Source organism: Streptomyces sp. ATexAB-D23 (genome assembly GCF_000373645.1).
GTDB classification, from domain to species: domain Bacteria; phylum Actinomycetota; class Actinomycetes; order Streptomycetales; family Streptomycetaceae; genus Streptomyces; species Streptomyces castrisilvae.
Genome location: NZ_KB892068.1, coordinates 18,167 through 37,772, shown reverse-complemented (window position 1 = coordinate 37,772; position 19,606 = coordinate 18,167). Strand labels below are relative to the sequence as shown.

At 70.8% G+C, this 19,606-nt stretch carries 14 protein-coding genes and 1 tRNA gene; 8 read left to right on the top strand and 7 right to left on the bottom strand.

Annotation, left to right across the window (positions count from 1 at the left end; all coding sequences use genetic code 11):
- Positions 1 to 77: 77 nt before the first annotated feature.
- Entirely contained in the window at positions 78 to 1,868 is a 1,791-nt protein-coding gene (locus B082_RS0131485) for a 2-isopropylmalate synthase (protein ID WP_018555770.1), read from the bottom strand.
- 166 nt (positions 1,869 to 2,034) lie between these two features.
- On the opposite strand from B082_RS0131485, the gene B082_RS0131480 reads away from it, so the two are divergent.
- From B082_RS0131480 to B082_RS0131455, 6 genes are all read left to right on the top strand, one after another.
- Entirely contained in the window at positions 2,035 to 2,739 is a 705-nt protein-coding gene (locus B082_RS0131480) for a FadR/GntR family transcriptional regulator (RefSeq protein WP_026250390.1), read from the top strand.
- Positions 2,740 to 3,327: 588 nt separating this feature from the next.
- Entirely contained in the window at positions 3,328 to 4,656 is a 1,329-nt protein-coding gene (locus B082_RS0131475; protein ID WP_018555768.1) for an ABC transporter substrate-binding protein, read from the top strand.
- A gap of 207 nt (positions 4,657 to 4,863) precedes the next feature.
- Positions 4,864 to 5,862: a carbohydrate ABC transporter permease gene (locus B082_RS0131470; RefSeq protein ID WP_018555767.1), complete on the top strand. Its 999-nt coding sequence runs from the start codon at positions 4,864 to 4,866 to the stop codon at positions 5,860 to 5,862.
- Between the two features lie 15 nt (positions 5,863 to 5,877).
- A complete protein-coding gene (locus B082_RS0131465; RefSeq protein WP_018555766.1) occupies positions 5,878 to 6,798 on the top strand; it encodes a carbohydrate ABC transporter permease in 921 nt (306 codons plus the stop codon).
- A gap of 126 nt (positions 6,799 to 6,924) precedes the next feature.
- Positions 6,925 to 8,388 carry a GH1 family beta-glucosidase gene (locus tag B082_RS0131460; RefSeq protein ID WP_018555765.1) on the top strand — a complete coding sequence of 488 codons (1,464 nt, stop codon included), beginning with the start codon at positions 6,925 to 6,927 and terminating at the stop codon, positions 8,386 to 8,388.
- Between the two features lie 268 nt (positions 8,389 to 8,656).
- Positions 8,657 to 9,688 carry a LacI family DNA-binding transcriptional regulator gene (locus B082_RS0131455; protein ID WP_026250389.1) on the top strand — a complete coding sequence of 344 codons (1,032 nt, stop codon included), beginning with the start codon at positions 8,657 to 8,659 and terminating at the stop codon, positions 9,686 to 9,688.
- A gap of 207 nt (positions 9,689 to 9,895) precedes the next feature.
- Here the strand turns inward: B082_RS0131455 and B082_RS0131450 are convergent, their stop codons facing one another.
- The 4 genes from B082_RS0131450 to B082_RS0131435 form a co-directional block, all read right to left on the bottom strand.
- Positions 9,896 to 11,437, bottom strand: a complete 1,542-nt coding sequence (locus B082_RS0131450; RefSeq protein WP_018555763.1) for an FMN-binding glutamate synthase family protein — start codon at positions 11,435 to 11,437, stop codon at positions 9,896 to 9,898.
- 85 nt (positions 11,438 to 11,522) lie between these two features.
- Positions 11,523 to 11,595 (bottom strand) — tRNA-His (locus B082_RS0131445).
- Between the two features lie 126 nt (positions 11,596 to 11,721).
- Complete coding sequence (gene orn, locus B082_RS0131440) at positions 11,722 to 12,324, bottom strand: oligoribonuclease (protein ID WP_018555762.1); 603 nt, start codon at positions 12,322 to 12,324, stop codon at positions 11,722 to 11,724.
- 245 nt (positions 12,325 to 12,569) lie between these two features.
- The gene (locus B082_RS0131435) at positions 12,570 to 13,793 is read right to left on the bottom strand and encodes a helix-turn-helix domain-containing protein (RefSeq protein ID WP_018555761.1); all 1,224 of its coding nucleotides are present in this window, start codon (positions 13,791 to 13,793) and stop codon (positions 12,570 to 12,572) included.
- A gap of 891 nt (positions 13,794 to 14,684) precedes the next feature.
- Between B082_RS0131435 and B082_RS0131430 the strand changes: the two genes are divergently transcribed.
- The gene (locus B082_RS0131430; RefSeq protein WP_018555760.1) at positions 14,685 to 15,206 is read left to right on the top strand and encodes a universal stress protein; all 522 of its coding nucleotides are present in this window, start codon (positions 14,685 to 14,687) and stop codon (positions 15,204 to 15,206) included.
- Between the two features lie 201 nt (positions 15,207 to 15,407).
- On the opposite strand, the gene glmS is transcribed toward B082_RS0131430, so the two are convergent.
- Together glmS and B082_RS0131420 are read right to left on the bottom strand one after the other, a co-directional pair.
- Positions 15,408 to 17,237 (bottom strand): glutamine--fructose-6-phosphate transaminase (isomerizing), encoded by a 1,830-nt coding sequence (glmS, locus tag B082_RS0131425; protein WP_026250388.1) that lies wholly within the window; start codon positions 17,235 to 17,237, stop codon positions 15,408 to 15,410.
- A gap of 59 nt (positions 17,238 to 17,296) precedes the next feature.
- A complete protein-coding gene (locus tag B082_RS0131420) occupies positions 17,297 to 17,572 on the bottom strand; it encodes a hypothetical protein (RefSeq protein WP_018555758.1) in 276 nt (91 codons plus the stop codon).
- A gap of 323 nt (positions 17,573 to 17,895) precedes the next feature.
- Here B082_RS0131420 and B082_RS0131415 point away from each other — a divergent pair, with 323 nt between their 5' ends.
- On the top strand, positions 17,896 to 19,548 hold the full coding sequence (locus tag B082_RS0131415; RefSeq protein ID WP_018555757.1) for a beta-N-acetylhexosaminidase: 1,653 nt from the start codon (positions 17,896 to 17,898) through the stop codon (positions 19,546 to 19,548).
- Positions 19,549 to 19,606 lie beyond the last annotated feature (58 nt).

Below are 19,606 nucleotides of genomic sequence, written 5' to 3'. Positions count from 1 at the left end.
TCCCCCCGCGCATCCCGGCCGGTCCCCATTCCCCCCACCCCCGGCCGGGGTGCGCCCCCTTCGTCCGCCGGTGGCCGCTACCCCCGCGCCCGGTTCACCGCCGACAGCACGGCCGCCACCGAGGCGGCGACGCCCGAGACGTCCCGGCCCGCGCCCCAGCTCTCCTCGCCGCCGACCCGGAGTTGCGCGTACGCCGTGGTCACCCCGTCCGGCCCCGTCGGTTCCTGCTCCGTGAGACCGAGGACGGCCACCTCCACCCCGGCCGCCGCCAGCGCGTCCGCGAACGCGGTGACCGTGCCGGTGCCCGTCCCCTCGTGGTCGGCCTCCCGGCCGTCCACCCGCAGCGTGCAGACGAACCGGTGCTCACCGGCCGGCCCGGTCTGCGCCGACCAGGACGTCAGGGCGACGGCCCCGTCCCGCCCGGGGGCCAGGCAGGCCGCTTCGAACAGGTCCCACAGGTCCTCCCCGGTGGCCTCCAGACCGCTCGCGTCGGTCGCGCGCTGCACCGTACGGGAGAAGTCGGCCCGCATCCCGGCCGGCAGGTCCACCCCGTGCCCGGTGCGCAGCAGATGGGCGATGCCGCCCTTGCCCGACTGCGAGTTGACCCGGATGACCGCCTCGTACGTACGCCCCACGTCCGCCGGGTCGATCGGCAGGTACGGCACCTCCCACAGCTTCGCGTCGCCGCTCGCGCGGTGGGCGAAGCCCTTGCTGATCGCGTCCTGGTGGGTCCCGGAGAACGCGGTGTACACCAGGTCGCCGCCGTACGGATGGCGCGGCGGCACCGGCAGCCGGTTGCAGTGCTCGACCGTGCGGCGGATCTCGTCGATGTCCGAGAAGTCGATCATCGGGTCGACGCCCTGGGCGTGCAGGTTGAGCGCCAGGTTGACCAGGTCGACGTTGCCGGTGCGCTCCCCGTTGCCGAACAGGCAGCCCTCCACCCGCTGGGCGCCCGCCAGCACGGCCAGCTCCGCGCAGGCCACGCCCGTGCCCCGGTCGTTGTGCGGGTGGACGGAGAGGATCACCGCGCCGCGCCGGGCCAGATGGCGGTGCATGTACTCGATCTGGTCCGCGTACACGTTGGGGGTGGCGATCTCCACCGTGGCCGGCAGGTTGTGGACGACCGGGCGGTCCGGCGAGGCGTCCCACAGCTCGGTCAGGCTGTCGCAGACCTCCAGGACGTAGTCCGGTTCGGTCAGGATGAAGACCTCGGGCGAGAACTGGAACCGGATGTCGGCCCCGGGCCTGGCCCGCGCCAGCCGGTCCATCTGCCGCGCGGCCTCCAGTACCACGCCGTGCACCCCGGCCCGGTCGCGGCCGAGGACGACCTCGCGCCAGACGGGCGCGGTCGCGATGTAGAGGTGGACGACGACCCGGTCCATGCCCGCGACCGCCTCGAAGGTCCGCTCGATCAGGTCCGGCCGGGCGGGGGTGAAGACGACCACCGTGACGTCGTCGGGCACCGCCCCGCTCGTCGCCAGGTGCCGTACGAAGTCGAAGTCGGTGCCGCTCGCGGACGGGTAGCCGATCTCGATCTCCTTGAAGCCCATCGCGACCAGCAGATCGAACATCCGCCGCTTGCGCGCGGTGTCCATGGGCTCCGCCAGCGCCTGGTTGCCGTCCCTGAGGTCGACGGGGACCCACAGCGGGGGCCGTTCGATCCGGGCCTGCGGCCAGCTCCGGCCGGTCAGCGGGATCTCGACGCGGTCGAAGGCGGAGCGGTAGCGGTGTGACGGCATGGAGCTGGAGCGCTGGGGGTTCCAGCGGGGCGCCCCGTCGGGCACGGGGCCGCGGGGGGTGCAGATCGTGGGGAAGCCGTGCAGGGGTGACCGGGCGTCGGACGTGGCCGCGGGCATGGAGTCGGGCATGAACGGTGTCTCTTCTCGCATCGCCGGATGCGACCGGCCCAGCACGGCACCCCGCGGCGGGGTGCCGATCGCTTCAGGCCCCGCCGCGGCAGCCGAGAAGAAGGAGACCGCGGTACGTCATGACCGGTACAGTAACCAGAACGCAACCCCTCAGACAACCTGACAGGTGAACCCCGTGTCCTCGCTCGGCCCGCTCCGCCCCAGCCCCCTCGTCGAACAGGCGACCAGTCATCTGCGCGCGCGAATCACCGAGGGGCACTGGCCGGTCGGGACGAAGCTCCCGGGCGAGACCACGCTCGCCCGGGAGCTGGGCGTGGGCCGCTCCACGGTCCGCGAGGCGGTGCGTACGCTCGCCACGCTCGGCCTCCTCAGGTCCCGGCAGGGCGCCGGCGTCTTCGTCGTGGCCGACCACGCCGTGGAGGACTGGCCGGTGCGGCTGCGTCGGGCCTCGGTCGCCGACGTCTACGAGGTGCGCATGCTGATCGAGGTCCAGGCCGCCAGGCTGGCCGCGCGCCGCCGCACCGACGAGGACCTGGCCGCCCTGGGCGCCGCGCTCACCGCCCGGCTGGCGGCGGGCGCCGGCACCGACGACGCCCGCTTCGTGGACGCGGACATCGCCGTGCACCGGGCGGTCGTGGCGGCCGCGCACAACCCGGTGCTGAGCGACCTGTTCGCGGAGTTCGTGCCCGCGCTGCGGCAGGGGCTCATCGACCTGGTGGAGCTGCTCGGGCTGCGCCGGGAGGACCCGCGGCACGGTCACGCGGGCCACCGGGCCCTGGTCGCGGCGGTCGTGGCGGGCGACGCGGACTCGGCGGCGCGGGCGGCCCAGGAGGAGCTGGAAGACACCCTGGCCCGTCTGCGTACCGCCTGACCGCTCGCTGTAGGACAACGTTCCGGCCACCGCGCCCACTTGGATCCGGCCATCGCTGGAGGCCCCGTGTCCGCCACCATTCGGACATCGAGTTCGGGCAAAGAACGCGTGAGTGGGCTCCAGCGACCTCTCCGCGCGGTGCCCCGTTCACTTCCCGGCGGGCCCCCGGGGGGAGTTCGGGGCCCTGGAAAAGTGTTTCCGGGGGATGCCGGAAAACCGACTGGTCAGCCGGTTTTCCTCGGTCGCGGCTCCATTGCGTCTCCCCAACGCGCCTCCCACCTGCGGGAATTCAGGAACTCCGGCTTCCGCATATTGTGCCGGTCCGCTTTGGCAAGCCTTTGGCCGGACACGGTCTCGTGACTTGCAGGACACGCTCGCGCAACGGAAGCGTCTTCAACTCTTGACACCCACCCCTCCCAGGCAGCAATCTTCCGACATCGACGCATGGGAGCGCTCCCACATCGCACGAGGATTTCTCGCGTGAACGGCACTGCCCGTGTCCTCCCCCCGACCCCACCCGGCACCCGCACTCACCAGCGCGTATGCCACGCAGTGAGCCAGTCCCACCCTGGAACAAGGAGTAGTGGAATGCGTATCACCCGCACCGCCGCCGGTCGGAGCCGCAGAGTCGCGGTTCTGGCCACCACGGGCCTGACAGCCACGGCCCTGTTGCTGACCGGCTGCAGCAGCGACTCGGACGACTCGGACAGTGCCGGCGCCGATGCGAACGGGAAGATCACGCTGACCGTCGCCGACTTCGGCCAGTTCGGCTACAAGGAAGCCGGTCTCTTCGAGAAGTACCACGAGCTGCACCCGAACATCACGGTGAAGGAAGAGACCACCGCCAAGGAGGAGGACTACTACCCCAAGCTGCTCCAGCAGCTGAACGCGGGCAGTGGTCTCGCCGACGTCCAGGGTCTTGAGGTCGGCCGCATCAAGGAGCTCGTCGACACGAAGGCGGACCAGTTCGCCGACCTGAGCAAGGTCATCGACGTCGACGAGTGGGTGTCCTGGAAGGCGAAGCAGGCCACCACGGCCGACGGCAAGGTGATCGGCGCGGGTACCGACATCGGGCCGATGTCGCTCTGCTACAACACCGAGCTCTTCAAGAAGGCCGGCCTGCCGACCGACCGCAAGGAGGTCGCCGCCAAGATCTCCGGCGGCTGGGAGGACTACCTCAAGCTCGGTGAGGAGTACAAGAAGAACGCGCCCGCGAAGACGTACTTCATGGACTCCGCCAGCGCGATGTTCAACGCCGTGGTCAGCTCGAACCCGAAGCAGTACTACGACGAGAGCGGCAAGGCGATCTACAAGGACAGCCCCAGCGTCAAGCAGGGCTGGAACCTGTCGGCCGAGGCCGCGGACAAGGGCCTGACCGAGGGCCTCGCCCAGTTCGGTGACCCGTGGAAGGCCGCTCTGCGCAAGAGCACCGTGGCCACCGTGGTCTGCCCCGCCTGGATGGCCGGACAGATCTCGATCGCCGCCGGTGACGCCAACAAGGGCAAGTGGGACATCACCACCGCCCCGGGTTCGGCCGCCGCCAACTGGGGCGGATCGTTCCTCGGCGTGCCCAAGTCGGGCAAGAACGTCGAGGAGGCCGGCAAGCTCGTCAAGTGGCTGACCGCCCCCGAGCAGCAGGCCGCCGTCTTCAAGGCGATCGGTGTCTTCCCGTCCAACAAGGGCGCGTACGACCTGGCCGACGTGAAGGGCGCCACGCTCCCGTACTTCAGCGACGCCCCGATCGGGCAGATCTACGCCGACGAGGCCAAGTCCATCCCCGAGGCCGTCATCGGCCCGAAGGACGCCGCCATCAAGGAAGCCATCTCCACCCAGATCAACAACATGGAGCAGCGCGGAACCAAGCCCGACAAGGCGTGGGACGCGGCGACGGAGCAGATCGACAAGGTGATCGGCTGACGTTCGCAGCGCGGGCGGCCTCCGGGCCGCCCGCACCTGCACGTCTCCATCCCGCGGGTGCGGAGCCGCGCGGGGCGCGTCTGCCGGCGGGCTTGCACGGGGCGACCGGGTACCTCCCCGGCCGCCCCGTGGAAGCCCACCGCACACGTCCTCGGCCCCTGCCTCGTACCCGGGTAACTCAAGCACTCCAGGGAAGGAATCCCGCCCGTGGCCACCTCGTCTCCCACCCGGGACGTATACGCCCCGCCGCCTCCTGGCTCCCAGCAAAAGCCGGCGGTCACCCGCCGGCAGACGTGGCGGAGCCGCCTCTGGCGGTTCGACGACAAGGCGTCGCCGTACGCCTACATCGCCCCGTTCTTCCTCGTCTTCGGCGCCTTCGGGCTCTACCCGCTGATCTACACCGGCTGGATCGCCCTGCACCGGGTGGAGATGACCGGCCTGGACCAGATGGAATGGGTCGGCTGGGAGAACTTCGACAGGATCCTGCACGACTCGGAGTTCTGGACGGCCGTCACCAACACCTTCCTGATCGGTGTCATGTCGACGGTCCCGCAGTTGCTCGTGGCCCTGGGCCTGGCGCACCTGCTGAACTACAAGCTCCGCGCCAGCACCTTCTGGCGGACGATCATCCTCACCCCGTACGCCACCTCGGTGGCCTCGGCCGCCCTGGTCTTCGCCCTGGTCTTCCGGGCCGACGGCGGTCTGCTGAACTGGGTGCTGGAGTTCGTCGGACTCGGTGACACCAACTGGGCCAACGGCCACTGGACGTCCAAGATCGCCATCTCCGTCATCGTGATCTGGCGCTGGACCGGCTACAACACCCTGATCTACCTCGCCGCGATGCAGGCCGTGCCCTCCGATCTGTACGAGGCCGCCTCGCTCGACGGCGCCTCGCGCTGGCAGCAGTTCCTCAAGGTGACCATCCCCTCGCTGCGGCCCACGATCCTGTTCACGATCGTCATCTCGACCATCGGTTCCATGCAGCTGTTCGGTGAGCCCCTGCTGCTGGAGGGCGGCAAGCTCGGCGCGATCGGCGGCAACGAGAACCAGTACGAGACCCTCAGCATCTACCTCTTCAACTACGGCTGGAACCTGGGGCATCTCGGTCCGGCCGCCGCAGTGGCCTGGGCGATGCTCGCCCTCCTGCTGCTCATCGCCGCGGTCAACTGGCTCATCGGCCGCTTCGTACGCAAATCCGCGGTCTGACCGGGAGCGATATCCATGACCATCACCAGCCCCACCGAAGTTCCCGGGTCCGTCCGCCCGGTGCGCACCGCGCACCGCGCGCAGAAGCGCCCGAGCCGTTTCAAGCCCGGTGCCGGTCAGCAGCTGAAGGGCGGTCCGTTCGCCTACATCGCGCTGACCGTCGTCGGCATCGGCTCGCTGCTGCCGCTGTACTGGACCCTGGTGGCCGCGTCCCACACCCAGGACGAGGTCCTGGCCACCACGCCGCCCTTCCTGCCCGGTGGACGACTGTTCCACAACCTCGAAGCCGCCTGGGAGCAGGCGAACCTGGGCAAGGCGATCGTCAACAGCTTCATCGTCTCCGGCTGCATCACGCTGGCGACGCTCTTCTTCTGCACCCTGGCCGGCTACGCCTTCGCCAAGATGCGTTTCCGCGGCCGCGGCGCGCTGATGACCGCGGTCATCGCGACCCTGACCATTCCGCCGCAGCTCAGCGTCGTCCCGCTGTTCATGATGATGGCCGACCTCGGCTGGGGCGGAAGCCTGGAGTCGGTGATCTTCCCGACCCTGGTCAGCGCGTTCGGCGTGTTCTTCATGCGGCAGTACCTGATCGAGGCGCTGCCGTACGAACTGATCGAAGCCGCCAAGATCGACGGTGCGAACAACTTCCGCATCGTGCTGAGCGTCGTGCTCCCGGTGGCGCGCCCCGCGATGATGGTGCTGGGCATGCTCACCTTCGTCCAGGCGTGGAACGACTTCTTCTGGCCCTACCTCGCCCTGAACCAGCAGAACCCCACCCTCCAGGTGGCCCTCGGCCAGCTGAAGGCCTCCTACACCCCCGACGAGAGCATCGTGATGGCCGGCGCGCTGATCAGCACCCTGCCGCTGCTCGTGGTGTTCGTGATCTTCGGCAAGCAGATCGTCGGCGGGATCATGTCCGGCGCCGTCAAGGGCTGACCCCCCGCCGCCGCTTCACCGTCCCGGACGCCCCGTACGGTCCTCGCCCGCCCCGCGGACCGTACGGGCTCCGGAGCTCCACCCTGTCACCGCCCCTGTCCGTCACTTCCTTGGGAGCGCTCCCGCATGACTGCCGTACGACCCGACACCGCACCGAAGCCGGCGCCCGAGGCCACGAAGTTCCCGACGGGCTTCCTCTGGGGGGCGGCCACCGCCGCCTACCAGGTCGAGGGGGCCGCCGCCGAGGACGGGCGCACGCCCTCCATCTGGGACACCTTCAGCCGCACCCCCGGCAAGGTCCGCAACGGCGACACCGGCGACATCGCCGCCGACCACTACCACCGCTACCGCGACGACGTGGCCCTGATGAAGCAGCTGGGGCTGAAGGCGTACCGCTTCTCCATCTCCTGGTCCCGGGTCCAGCCCACCGGCCGCGGCCCCGCCGTCGAGCGCGGCCTCGACTTCTACCGCAAGCTCGTCGACGAGCTGCTGGAGGCCGGGATCACCCCCGTCGCCACCCTCTACCACTGGGACCTGCCCCAGGAGCTGGAGGACGCGGGCGGCTGGCCCGAGCGCGCCACCGCCGAGCGGTTCGCGGACTACACCGCGATCATGGCGGGCGCCCTCGGCGACCGCGTCGGTACGTGGACCACCTTCAACGAGCCGTGGTGCTCGGCCTTCCTCGGCTACGGCTCCGGCGTGCACGCCCCCGGCCGCACCGAGCCCGCCTCCGCCCTGCGGGCGGCCCATCACCTCAATCTCGCACATGGCCGGGCGATCGAGGTTCTGCGCACTCAACTCCCCGCTAGCGCGCAGACCTCGGTCACCCTCAACCTCCACCAGGTGCGCCCGCTCACATCGAGCCCGGCGGACGCGGACGCCGCCCGCCGTATCGACGCGGTCGGCAACCGGGTCTTCACCGGCCCGATGCTGCACGGTGCCTACCCCGAGGACCTGCTCGCCGACACCGCGCACGTCGTGGACTGGTCGAAGCTGGTCCAGGACGGCGACCTGGAGGCGATCGCGCGCCCGGTCGACATCCTGGGCGTCAACTACTACACGCCGACCCTGGTCTCCACGCCCGGCGAGGGCGCGGGCGACACGCGCAACGACGGCCACGGCGCGAGCGACTTCTCGCCGTGGCCCGGCTCCGAGCACGTCGCCTTCCACCTCGCCGAGGGGAAGCCGACCACCGCCATGAACTGGTCGATCGACCCCAACGGGCTCTACAACCTGCTCATGGACGTGACCCGGGAGCACCCCGGCATCCCGCTCATGGTCACCGAGAACGGCGCCGCCTTCGACGACTACGTCTCGCCCGAGGGCCGGGTCCAGGACCCCGAGCGCGTCGCCTACCTGCACGGCCACCTCGACGCCGTGCAGCGCGCGGTGGCCGACGGCGCGGACGTGCGCGGCTACTTCCTCTGGTCGTTGATGGACAACTTCGAGTGGGCGTACGGCTATTCGAAGCGGTTCGGTGCCGTGTACGTGGACTACGCGTCCCAGCGCCGCATCCCCAAGGACAGCGCCCACTGGTACGCCGACGTGATCCGCCGTCACGCCCTGCCCCCGCGGGGCGACCGCGCCTGACACGTCCCTCCCTCTCCGGTACGTCCTGACCCGTACCGGCCCGCTGAGACCCGGCACCCGTGCCGGGTCTCAGCCGTTTGTGCCCCTTTGGCCGCCCGCACCGCCCCGGCCTGTGCGTCCCGCTTGACCACGCGCGTAGAGTGGGAGCGCTCCCATAGAACGGAGCGGGGGAGCGGCCGACCGGTCCCGCAGAGTGTCAAGGGAACCAACACCAGGACTTGGTTTGGTTATCCGACTGTGAGAAATTGACCGCGAACGGGAGGCAGCCATGACGGCAGCGCGAGTACGGAGCGGGGGCCGGCCCACGCTCGAAGAGGTCGCGGCACGGGCGGGGGTGGGTCGGGGTACGGCCTCGCGCGTCATCAACGGATCGCCCAGGGTCAGCGCCCACACCCGGGAGGCGGTGGAGGCGGCCGTCGCCGAGCTGGGATACGTACCCAACCGCGCGGCCCGCGCCCTGGCCGGAAACCGCACGGACGCCATAGCGCTCGTCGTCCCCGAATCGGAGAGCCGCTTCTTCGCCGAGCCGTACTTCTCCGACATCGTGCGCGGGGTCGGCGCCGCCCTGGCCGACACCGAGATGCAGCTGCTGCTCACTCTCGTCGGCAGCGACCGGGAACGCCGCAGGCTCGCCCAGTACTTGACCGCGCACCGGGTGGACGGCGTGCTGCTGGTCTCCGTGCACGCCGACGATCCGCTGCCCGACCTGCTCGAACAGCTGGGCATGCCCGCCGTGATGAACGGCCGAAGATCTGCCACCGAACCCCTCTCCTCGGTCGACTCGGACAACTTCGAGGGGGCCCGCGGCGCGGTGGAACACCTGGTCTCGCGCGGCCGCCGCACCATCGCCACCATCACGGGACGCCTCGACGTCTACGCCTCCCAGCGCCGTCTGGACGGCTACCGCCAGGCCATCCGCGAAGCCGGCCTGGAACCGGACGAGCGGCTGATCGCCCCCGCCGACTTCTCCGAGGAGGGCGGCGCGGGCGCCATGCGCGACCTGCTCGCCCGCCGCCCCGACGTGGACGCCGTCTTCGCCGCGTCCGACGTCATGGCCGCCGGCGCCCGCCAGATCCTGCGCGAGGCCGGCCGCCGCATCCCCGACGACGTCGCTCTCATCGGCTTCGACGACTCCGCCGTGGCCCGCCACATGGACCCCGCACTGACCAGCGTGCGCCAGCCGATCGAGGAGATGGGCCGCACCATGACCAGGGTCCTGCTCGACACGATCGCCGGCGAGAACGCGGACCGCCCGCAGATCGTGCTCCCCACGGAACTGGTGGTCCGCGACTCGTCGTGACCGCCGCCGTGTCCGGCCCGCGCGGAGACCGCGACCGCCCGGCGCCGGGCGGAAGCGTCACCGCACTGCCGGCGCCGTGAGGGCACGGGCCCCGCGCCCTCAGACAGGCCCCGGGGGTAGAGGCCTTCCACGGCACCCACGGGCCTCGCGGCACCCCCGCGACGGGCCAAGATGAGGGTTACGTGCGCTCAGGGTGCTCGTCGTGCGTCAGGCATGCCCCTCGGGCGCCGGGCCCGTCCCGGTGACCAGGGTGGTGATCTCCTGGGCGAGGTGCGGGGCCAGTTCGCCCCAGCCGTCCTTGTAGCCGTAGACGCTCGCCAGGCCACGGGCCTCGTAGTCGCCGTTCATGACTTCGATGTCGGCGGTGGTGATGAGCCCGGGGTGGGCGACGCCGACGGCGCCGGAGACCTTCAGCAGCTCTCTGCGGAGGGTGCGCAGGTAGACGGCGGCGCGTATCGCCTTCGAGGGCGCGTCGACGCCGCGCACCAGCCACGGGTCCTGGGTGGCGATGCCGGTGGGGCACTTGTCGGTGTGGCACTTCTGCGCCTGGATGCAGCCGATGGAGAGCATCGCCTCGCGGGCGACGTTGACCATGTCGGCGCCCAGGGCGAACGCGACGACGGCGTTCTCGGGCAGGCCCAGCTTGCCGGAGCCGATGAAGGTGATGTCGTCGGTGAGGCCCTGCTCGGCGAAGGTGCCGTAGACGCGGGAGAAGCCCATCCGGAACGGCAGGGACACCGAGTCGGAGAAGATGAGCGGAGCCGCCCCGGTACCGCCCTCGCCTCCGTCCACGGTCACGAAGTCGACCCCGCGGTCGCCCCGCGCCATCAGGGCGGCCAGCTCCTCCCAGAAGCCCATGTCGCCCACGGCGCTCTTGATGCCGACCGGCAGACCGGTCTCCCCGGCGAGGAGCTCGACGAAGTCGAGCATCGAGTCGACGTCGTGGAACGCGGTGTGCCGGGAGGGCGAGGCGCAGTCCTCGCCCTCCGGGATACCCCGGATCTCCGCGATCTCGGGGGTCACCTTCGCCGCCGGCAGCAGCCCGCCGAGCCCCGGCTTCGCGCCCTGCGAGATCTTGATCTCGATCGCCCTGACCGGCGCCCCCGCGACGATCTCCTTCAGCTTGTCGAGGCTGAAGGTGCCGTCCTCGTTGCGGCAGCCGAAGTACGAGGTGCCGATCTGGAGGATCAGGTCGCCGCCGTTGCGGTGGTACGGGGAGAGGCCGCCCTCGCCGGTGTTCTGCAGGGCGCCGGCCAGCGCCGCGCCCTTGTTCAGAGCCGTGACGGCCGCGCCCGACAGCGAGCCGAAGCTCATCGCGGAGATGTTCACCACGCTCGCCGGACGGAACGCCTTGGCCCGCCCGCGCGGACCGCCCAGCACCTTGGCCGAGGGCAGCGGGGCCTGCGGGTCGTGGAGGTCGGGCAGTGGGCCCGCGAACGTGCGCTGCTTCACATACGCGTGGCCCTGCACATGCTCCACGTCCATGTCCGTACCGAAGCCGAAGTAGTTGTTCTCCTCCTTCGCGGAGGCGTAGATCCAGGTGCGCTGGTCGCGGCTGAAGGGGCGCTCCTCCTCGTTGGAGGTCACGACGTACTGCCGCAGCTCCGGCCCGATCCTCTCCAGCAGATACCGGGCGTGGCCGATCACGGGAAAGTTCCTGAGCAGCGCGTGCTTCTTCTGTACGAGGTCGCGGGCTGCCACCAGCGCCAGTGCCGCCGCTGCGGCCGTGCCGATACTCCGGGCGCGCATGAGCGTTCCTCTCGTCGACTGTGGGACAGCCCCGACCATAGAGAAGGGCCGGTTCGCCCAAGCGAACCGGCCCTTCTTCATCAAGGGTGAGTAACGGGACTCGAACCCGCGACATCCTGGACCACAACCAGGTGCTCTACCATCTGAGCTATACCCACCATGTCCGGTCGTTTCCGACCGGCCGAGAAAAAGTGTACAGGGTCTCGGAGGGTGCTCGCGCCCCCATTGCCCGGCCGCCGGTCACGGCCCCCGGAAGGGCGGTGACCAGCGGCTTCGCGTCGGTGTCAGGCGGAGGGCTGCGACAGGCGCGCCGCGATCCCCTTCGCCCGCTCGGAGTCCGGGCCGGGCTGGGGCACGAAGACCGCCTCGCGGTAGTACCGCAGCTCCGTGATGGAGTCGCGGATGTCGGCGAGGGCCCGGTGGTTGCCGTTCTTCTCCGGGCTGTTGAAGTACGCCCTCGGGAACCAGCGGCGGGCCAGCTCCTTGACCGAGGAGACGTCCACGATCCGGTAGTGGAGGTAGCCCTCCAGCAGCGGCATGTCGCGGGCGAGGAAGCCGCGGTCGGTGCCCACCGAGTTGCCGCAGAGCGGCGCCTTGCCGGGCTCCTTCACGTGCTCGCGGACGTAGGCGAGGACCTGCTCCTGGGCGTCGGCCGGCGTGGTGCCGCCGGCCAGCTCGTCCAGGAGGCCCGAGGCGGTGTGCATCTGCCGCACCACCTCGGGCATGGTCTCCAGCGCCGCGTCCGGCGGGCGGATCACGATGTCCACCCCTTCGCCGAGCACGTTCAACTCCGAGTCGGTGACCAGTGCGGCCACCTCGATGAGTGCGTCTTCCGTCAACGAGAGCCCGGTCATCTCGCAGTCGATCCACACCATGCGGTCGTTCATGCGCCCCACCCTAGGGCCTGTCGTCAAACTGCCGTCTGCCGGGCGACGCCATGCACGCACTCTCGCCGCACCGGTCCCAGNCCCCGGTACGTCCAGTACAGGGGCCTGGGGCCGGCACGCCGAGAGCACGCACCTGACGCCGCCCGGCCGCCCTTCGGGCGACGACGGCAGTTCGACGACAGGCCCCAGAGCCTGTCGTCACGTTCCCGTCGTCCGCCCGGCAGACGGGAACGTGACGACAGGTTCTACGGGGCGCTCCGCTGTCCGGGCAGGGCCGGGCGCCCCGCGGCGTACACGTCGGCGCCGGCCTTCCCGTGCTCGGCGCGGCCCGCGTCCAGCGCCGCGGGTGCGGCGGCGGACGGGCCCGCGACGGCGGTCCGGCGGCTCGCAGCGGTCCCCTGGGCGGGCACCGCCACCTCCGTGACCGTCGCGACCGGCTCCGGCACCCCGCCCTGCGGACGGCGGGCCCGGTAGGCGGCCCGGTACGCGGCAGGGGAGGAGCCCAGCTGGCGGCGGAAGTGCCCGCGCAGCGCGACCGGTGAGCGGAAGCCGCAGCGGCCCGCGACCTCGTCCACCGAGTAGTCGGACGTCTCCAGCAGCCGCTGCGCCTGGAGCACCCGCTGGGTGATCAGCCACTGGAGAGGCGCGCTGCCGGTGAGCGAGCGGAACCTCCGGTCGAAGGTGCGCCGGCTCATGTAGGCACGCGCGGCCAGCGTCTCCACGTCGAACTGCTCGTGCAGATGCTCCAGCGCCCAGGCGACCACCTCGGCGAGCGGGTCGGAACCGATTTCCTCCGGTAAAGACCTGTCGAGGTAGCGCTCCTGGCCGCCACTGCGCCGGGGCGGCACGACGAGCCGGCGGGCCAGTGCCCCGGCGGCCTCCGTGCCGTGGTCCGTGCGGACTATGTGCAGGCAGAGATCGATGCCGGCCGCCGTTCCGGCGGAGGTGAGCACATCGCCGTCGTCGACGAACAGCTCGCGCGGATCGACGTGCACCGACGGATAGCGCTTGGCCAGCGTCGGCGCGTACATCCAGTGCGTGGTGGCCGGGCGGCCGTCCAGCAGCCCGGCGGCGGCGAGGACGAAGGCCCCCGTGCACAGTCCGACGATGCGGGCGCCCTCCTCGTGGGCACGGCGCAGCGCCTCCAGCGCCTCCACGGGCGGCGGTGAGGTGATCGAGCGCCAGGCGGGCACCACGACGGTGCCGGCCCTGCTGATCGCCTCCAGCCCGTAGGGCGCGGTCAGTTCGAGTCCACCAGTAGTGCGCAGCGGTCCCTCTTCACCGCTGCACACGAGCAACCGGTAGCGTGGAACTCCCGCGTCCTGGCGGTCGATTCCGAACACCGACAGCGGGATGGAGCTCTCGAAGATGGGGCCACCGCTGAACAGCAGTACGGCGACGACTTCCCGGCGTCGTCGTCCACCCAGCTTCCGTACAGCCTCCGTTGCGGTGGCGGAGTCCTGGCTCATGACGCTAAGCCCCCCTCGGTGTTCGCGTCTTCCTGGTCCTTACGGGCCTGTCGCACCTGCACTTGTCCCCTCGGTCGTGCACGAGTCCCCGGCCTTCGACGCCCAAGATCGAATCTACTGCGTCCCGTGGTGCCGTCGTGACAAGTTCACCAACCGGCTCATTGTCGACAAGGCAACCTGGCGGGAAGCGTTCGATCACGAAGCGTTTCACTCGTGAGTCGCGCAGGGAAGTACGTCCGGCGTTCATGGCCCGTCCCCATTGGGCGGAAGCGTACCGCTCGGTCTCTTCCTGCCTGGTGGCAAGGGGGTTGACCGGCCATTTCGGCAAGGAATCAACTGGCCCCCGAAGTTGGCTGGAAATGTACGGTCGCGTGTGCGGAAATCAGTCGTTCTACCGGCGCACAACCCAGGGCGCCTATCCGCCCCCGCACGCCCCCTCGCCGGGTCATGCGGCCGAGTCGGCCCGGCCGGCGCGCCGGGAGGGGCGGGCAGCCGAATACCGGCCACCGGACCGCGGCGGGGGCCACTCGCCCGATGGGTTCCGGACGCGCCTCCGGGCGACGGCCCCGTCGCCCGGACGGGTGGCTTCCGGTTGGCCGGGCAAAAGCCCCCGAGGCGGACACCGGCCGGGCCCGGCAAGGCCGTACGGGGCGGCCGGGCCGGGGCGCGACGTCGTTGTACCGGGCAACCGGCATTGCCATCCGGGCCCGGTCTCGGGCATGCTCCGGGAAACGTCGCATGCGCCGTGCGCGGGACGGGCAGTGGAGGAATGGCGCCGTACCCTTGGGGGTAAGGGGTTGGGAAGATGATTCCCGGACACCACGACACAGCCCGCTGACGCACCTTCCCCACGTCGCTCTCCTCACGAGGACTCTCTTCGCCGAGACACCGATGGCCGGTCACGAAATCCCCGAACCCGCGGACCGCAAGCAGGTAGCCGACCCCATGTCGGGCCCGCAGGCGGCCGAAGAAGCGCGCCGTCCGTGCGATCCCGCCTTCCGGCATGGGGTCGTCGTCGGCTTCGACGGCTCGACCTCCAGCGAGCGGGCCCTCGCCTATGCCATTGGCATGTCCCGGAGAACGGGCTCCGGGCTGATCATCGTCCATGTCGCCAACCGGCTGCCGACCACGGTCTGGGCGGGCTGCGAGCCCCCCGTCTTCGTGGACGTGCCCGACCACCGCACCGAGGTCCTCGGTCTGGAGCTCGCCTGCGCGGACTACCTCGCCGAGGTGCCCTGGGTGCTCGTGGAGCGCGGCGGGGACATCTGCCACGAGCTGGAGGAGGTCGGCAGGGAGTACTCGGCCGACGCGATCGTCGTGGGCTCCACGCACGGCATCGTGGGCCGGATCTTCGGCTCGGTCGCGGGCCGGCTGGCCCGCCGCGCCCAGCGCCCCGTCGTCGTCATCCCGTAGCCCGCGCCGGACCGCCCGGGGCTCGCCCTTCCCGGCCTTCCGGGCATTTCGCACACCTGCTCGCGGTGGCGTCAACTCGCCTGTGGAAAACGCCGATCGAGTGACATTACCGACACGTAGCGGGTTCCCCGGGCCCCGGTGGAAACGGCCCCGCACCCACGGGTTGTGGGTGCGGGGCCGTTTCCGCGCGTGGCGGTGGGGTCACTCGACGGTGACGGACTTGGCCAGGTTCCGCGGCTTGTCGATGTCCCGGCCCATGGCCAGTGCCGTGTGGTACGCGAAGAGCTGGAGCGGGATGCCCATGAGGATCGGGTCCAGCTCGTTCTCGTTCTTCGGTACGACGATGGTGTGGTCGGCCTTCTCCTGGACCTGGTGGGCCACGGCGAGGATGCGGCCGCTGCGGGCCTTGATCTCCTCCATCGCGGCGCGGTTCTTCTCCAGCAGGTCGTCGTCCGGCACGATCGCCACGGTCGGCATCGCGGGCTCGATGAGGGCGAGCGGGCCGTGCTTCAGCTCGGACGCGGGGTAGGCCTCGGCGTGGATGTACGAGACCTCCTTGAGCTTCAGCGAGGCCTCGCGGGCGACGGGGTAGCCGCGCACCCGGCCGATGAACATCATCGACTTGGCGTCCGCGTACTCGGCGGCCAGCTTCTTGATCTCGTCCTCGCCGTCGAGGATCTCGCTGATCTGGGCGGGCAGCCTGCGCAGGCCGTCGATGATCCGCTTGCCGTCGGCGACTGACAGGTCCCGGATGCGGCCCAGGTGCAGGGCGAGCAGCGCGAAGGCGACCACGGTGTTGGTGAAGCACTTGGTGGACACGACGCACACCTCGGGGCCCGCGTGGACGTACGTACCGCCGTCGGCCTCCCGGGCGATCGCGGAGCCGACCACGTTGACCACGCCGAGGACGCGCGCGCCCTTGCGCTTCAGCTCCTGGACGGCCGCCAGCACGTCGTACGTCTCACCGGACTGCGAGACCGCCACGTACAGCGTGTCGGGGTCCACCACCGGGTTGCGGTAGCGGAACTCGGAGGCCGGCTCGGCGTCCGCGGGGATGCGGGCCAGCTCCTCGATCAGCTGGGCACCGATCTGGCCCGCGTGGTACGAGGTGCCGCAGCCGAGGATCTTGATCCGGCGGACCCCGCGCGCCTCGCGGGCGTCCAGGTTGAGCCCGCCCAGGTGCACGGTGGAGAACCGGTCGTCGATCCGGCCGCGCAGCACCCGGTCGACCGCGTCGGCCTGCTCGGAGATCTCCTTGTGCATGTACGTGTCGTGGCCGCCCATGTCGTAGGACTCGGCCTCCCACTCCACGGTGGTCGGCGTGGCCGTCGTGGTCGAGCCCTCCGTGGTGTACGTACGGAAGTCATCGGCCTTGAGGGTGGCCATCTCGCCGTCGTCCAGGGTGACGACCTGGCGGGTGTGGGCGACCAGGGCGGCGACGTCGGAGGCGACGAACATCTCCTTCTCGCCGATGCCCAGGACGACCGGGGAGCCGTTGCGGGCGACGACGATGCGGTCGTTGAAGTCGGCGTGCAGGACCGCGATGCCGTACGTGCCCTCGACGGAGCGCAGGGCGTCGCGGACCTTCTCCTCCAGGGTCTTGGCCTCCGAGCGGGCGATCAGGTGGACCAGCACCTCGGTGTCGGTCTCGGAGAGGAAGACGACGCCGTCGGCGGTCAGCCGGGCGCGCAGCTCGGCGGCGTTGTCGATGATCCCGTTGTGGACGACGGCGACCTTGCCCTCGGCGTCCAGGTGGGGGTGGGCGTTCTCGTCGCTCGGGGCGCCGTGGGTGGCCCAGCGGGTGTGGGCGATGCCGGTCGTGCCGGCGAAGCGCTTGGGGACCCGGGACTCCAGCTCGCGGACCCGGCCCTTGGCCTTGACCGACCTCAGGGCGGCGGGCTTCCCGGCCGCCGGCTTCCCGGTGATCACGATGCCCGCGGAGTCGTACCCCCGGTACTCCAGCCGCTGGAGGCCCTCCAGCAGCAGCGGGGCCACGTCACGCTTTCCGATATAACCGACGATTCCGCACATAGAGCTTTCCGCCCTCCATCGACGTACAGGTAAAAGAGGTGCCCGGCCGTGAGGCGGTCTCAGCCGTAGACGATGCGGCGCAGCTGACGGAGCGAGAGCTCCGGGGGTGCGACGGCCCGGTGCGGCAGTTCGGCCGCGATCCGTTCGAAGATGTCCTTGTTCACCAGGCCGCCGGACTGCAGTTCGCGGTGGCGGCGGCGGACGAAGGCCTCCGTCGTCTCGTCGAAGTACGCCAGCACGTCGAGGATCACCCGGGCGGCTTCGCCGCGGGGCAGCGCGGTGCTGCGCACCACGTGGTCAATGAGGTCGTCGTACGACGAGCGGCGTTCGAGCACCCGTCGATATTGCGGCGCACGGAGCGCGAGCGCAACAATCCTGCCCGATATCGGGCAGGGAAGTGGGTGAGTGGCCCTCTTTTTCTGGCTTGGGTGGATTTCGTGAGGTGGTGCGCGGCCGTGCGGGAGGGGGTGGTCGCGACACTGGTCGGAGCCGATGGGGTGAATTGGTCGATAAGCCACAAAGCACCTTGCGGGTGCCGGACCGGCCAACGCCCGGCCGTGGTCTACACCTTGACCATCCGTGAGGCACGCGGTACGCATGGCGACGGTGCGAAAGGCCGAAGACCCAGCAGAGCGACCCCGTAGAAAGGGACCCGGTTGTGAGACTGCACACCGCCCGGCGCAGTGCTCTTCCCCGCACGCTGCCCCGGCTTCTCGGCTCGTTGCTCCTCGTGGCGGCGGCCGGTGTCTCCAGCGCGTGCGCGGCTCCCACCGCGTCCGCCGCCGGCAACACCGCAACCGCGTGGGCGCCCCGGCCCCTCGGCCAGGTGGTGCCGGCGCCCGCCTCGGTGAGACCGGGCGGCGACCCGTACACCCTCACCCCGGCCACCCGCATCCGGGCCGTCGGCGCGTCCGGCGAGGCCCGGAAGGTCGGCGAGTACCTGGCGGGCCTGCTGCGCCCCTCCACCGGATACGCCCTCCCGGTCACCGAGGGCGACGGCGCCGACGGCATCCGGCTCCGGCTCGACCCGCGCGCCGGCAAGCTGGGCGCCGAGGGCTACACCCTCACCTCGGGGACCGGTTCCGTCACCATCACCGCCCGGCAGCCGGCCGGCCTCTTCCACGGCGTCCAGACGCTGCGTCAGCTGCTGCCGGCCGATGTGGAGCGCGACAGCCCGCAGAAGGCGCAGTGGCGCATCGCGGGCGGCAGCATCACCGACACCCCGCGCTACGGCTACCGGGGCGCGATGCTCGACGTCTCCCGGCACTTCTTCTCGGTCGACGAGGTCAAGCGCTACATCGACCAGGTCGCCCAGTACAAGATGAACACCTTCCACATCCACCTCTCCGACGACCAGGGCTGGCGCATCGCCGTCGACTCCTGGCCGAAGCTGGCCACGTACGGCGGCTCCACGGAGGTCGGCGGCGGGACCGGCGGCTACTACACCAAGGCCCAGTACCAGGAGATCGTGCGCTACGCGGCCTCCCGCTACCTGGAGGTCGTGCCGGAGATCGACATGCCCGGCCACACCAACGCCGCCCTCGCCTCGTACGCCGAGCTGAACTGCGACGGCGTCGCGCCCCCGCTCTACACCGGCATCAAGGTCGGCTTCAGCTCCCTGTGCGCCGGCAAGGACGTCACGTACGACTTCATCGACGACGTCGTGCGCGAGGTGGCCGCGCTCACGCCCGGCCGGTACTTCCACATCGGCGGCGACGAGGCGCACTCCACCAGTCACGAGGACTACGTCGCGATCATGGAGCGGGCGCAGGCCGTCGTCGGGAAGTACGGCAAGACCGTGATGGGCTGGCACCAGCTCACCGGGGCCGACCCGGTCAAGGGCGCGGTCGCCCAGTACTGGGGCTACGACGCGACGAGCGCCGCGGACCGCGCCCAGGTGGTCGACGCGGCGAAGAAGGGCACCAAGCTGGTGCTCTCCCCGGCGGACCGGGTGTACCTCGACATGAAGTACAACGACCAGACGGAACTGGGCCTGAAGTGGGCCGGACTGGTCGAGGTCAAGCGCTCCTACGACTGGGACCCGGCGACCTACCTCCCCGGCACGCCCGAGAGCGCCGTCCTCGGCGTCGAGGCGCCGATCTGGTCGGAGACCCTGACCGACAGCGACGACATCGACGTGATGGCGTTCCCGAGGCTGCCGGGCGCGGCCGAGCTGGGCTGGTCACCCGCCTCCACGCACGACTGGAACACCTACAAGGTGCGGCTGGCGGGCCTCGGGGAGCGGTTCACCGCGCAGGGGATCGACTACTACCGCTCGCCCCAGGTCCCGTGGCCGGCCGCCGCGGGGTGACATGACGCAGGCCGGGGGCCGCGTGCCCCCGGCCTGCCGCACGGACCCGGTCCGCCGG

Bases quoted from the DNA above. Each gene is read 5' to 3' on its own strand.
- B082_RS0131485 (WP_018555770.1), bottom strand. From the start codon at position 1,868: ATGCCCGACTCCATGCCCGCGGCCACGTCCGACGCCCGGTCACCCCTG.
- B082_RS0131475 (WP_018555768.1), top strand. From the start codon at position 3,328: ATGCGTATCACCCGCACCGCCGCCGGTCGGAGCCGCAGAGTCGCGGTT.
- B082_RS0131465 (WP_018555766.1), top strand. From the start codon at position 5,878: ATGACCATCACCAGCCCCACCGAAGTTCCCGGGTCCGTCCGCCCGGTG.
- B082_RS0131460 (WP_018555765.1), top strand. From the start codon at position 6,925: ATGACTGCCGTACGACCCGACACCGCACCGAAGCCGGCGCCCGAGGCC.
- B082_RS0131455 (WP_026250389.1), top strand. From the start codon at position 8,657: ATGACGGCAGCGCGAGTACGGAGCGGGGGCCGGCCCACGCTCGAAGAG.
- B082_RS0131450 (WP_018555763.1), bottom strand. From the start codon at position 11,437: ATGCGCGCCCGGAGTATCGGCACGGCCGCAGCGGCGGCACTGGCGCTG.
- orn (WP_018555762.1), bottom strand. From the start codon at position 12,324: ATGAACGACCGCATGGTGTGGATCGACTGCGAGATGACCGGGCTCTCG.
- B082_RS0131435 (WP_018555761.1), bottom strand. From the start codon at position 13,793: ATGAGCCAGGACTCCGCCACCGCAACGGAGGCTGTACGGAAGCTGGGT.
- B082_RS0131430 (WP_018555760.1), top strand. From the start codon at position 14,685: ATGGCCGGTCACGAAATCCCCGAACCCGCGGACCGCAAGCAGGTAGCC.
- glmS (WP_026250388.1), bottom strand. From the start codon at position 17,237: ATGTGCGGAATCGTCGGTTATATCGGAAAGCGTGACGTGGCCCCGCTG.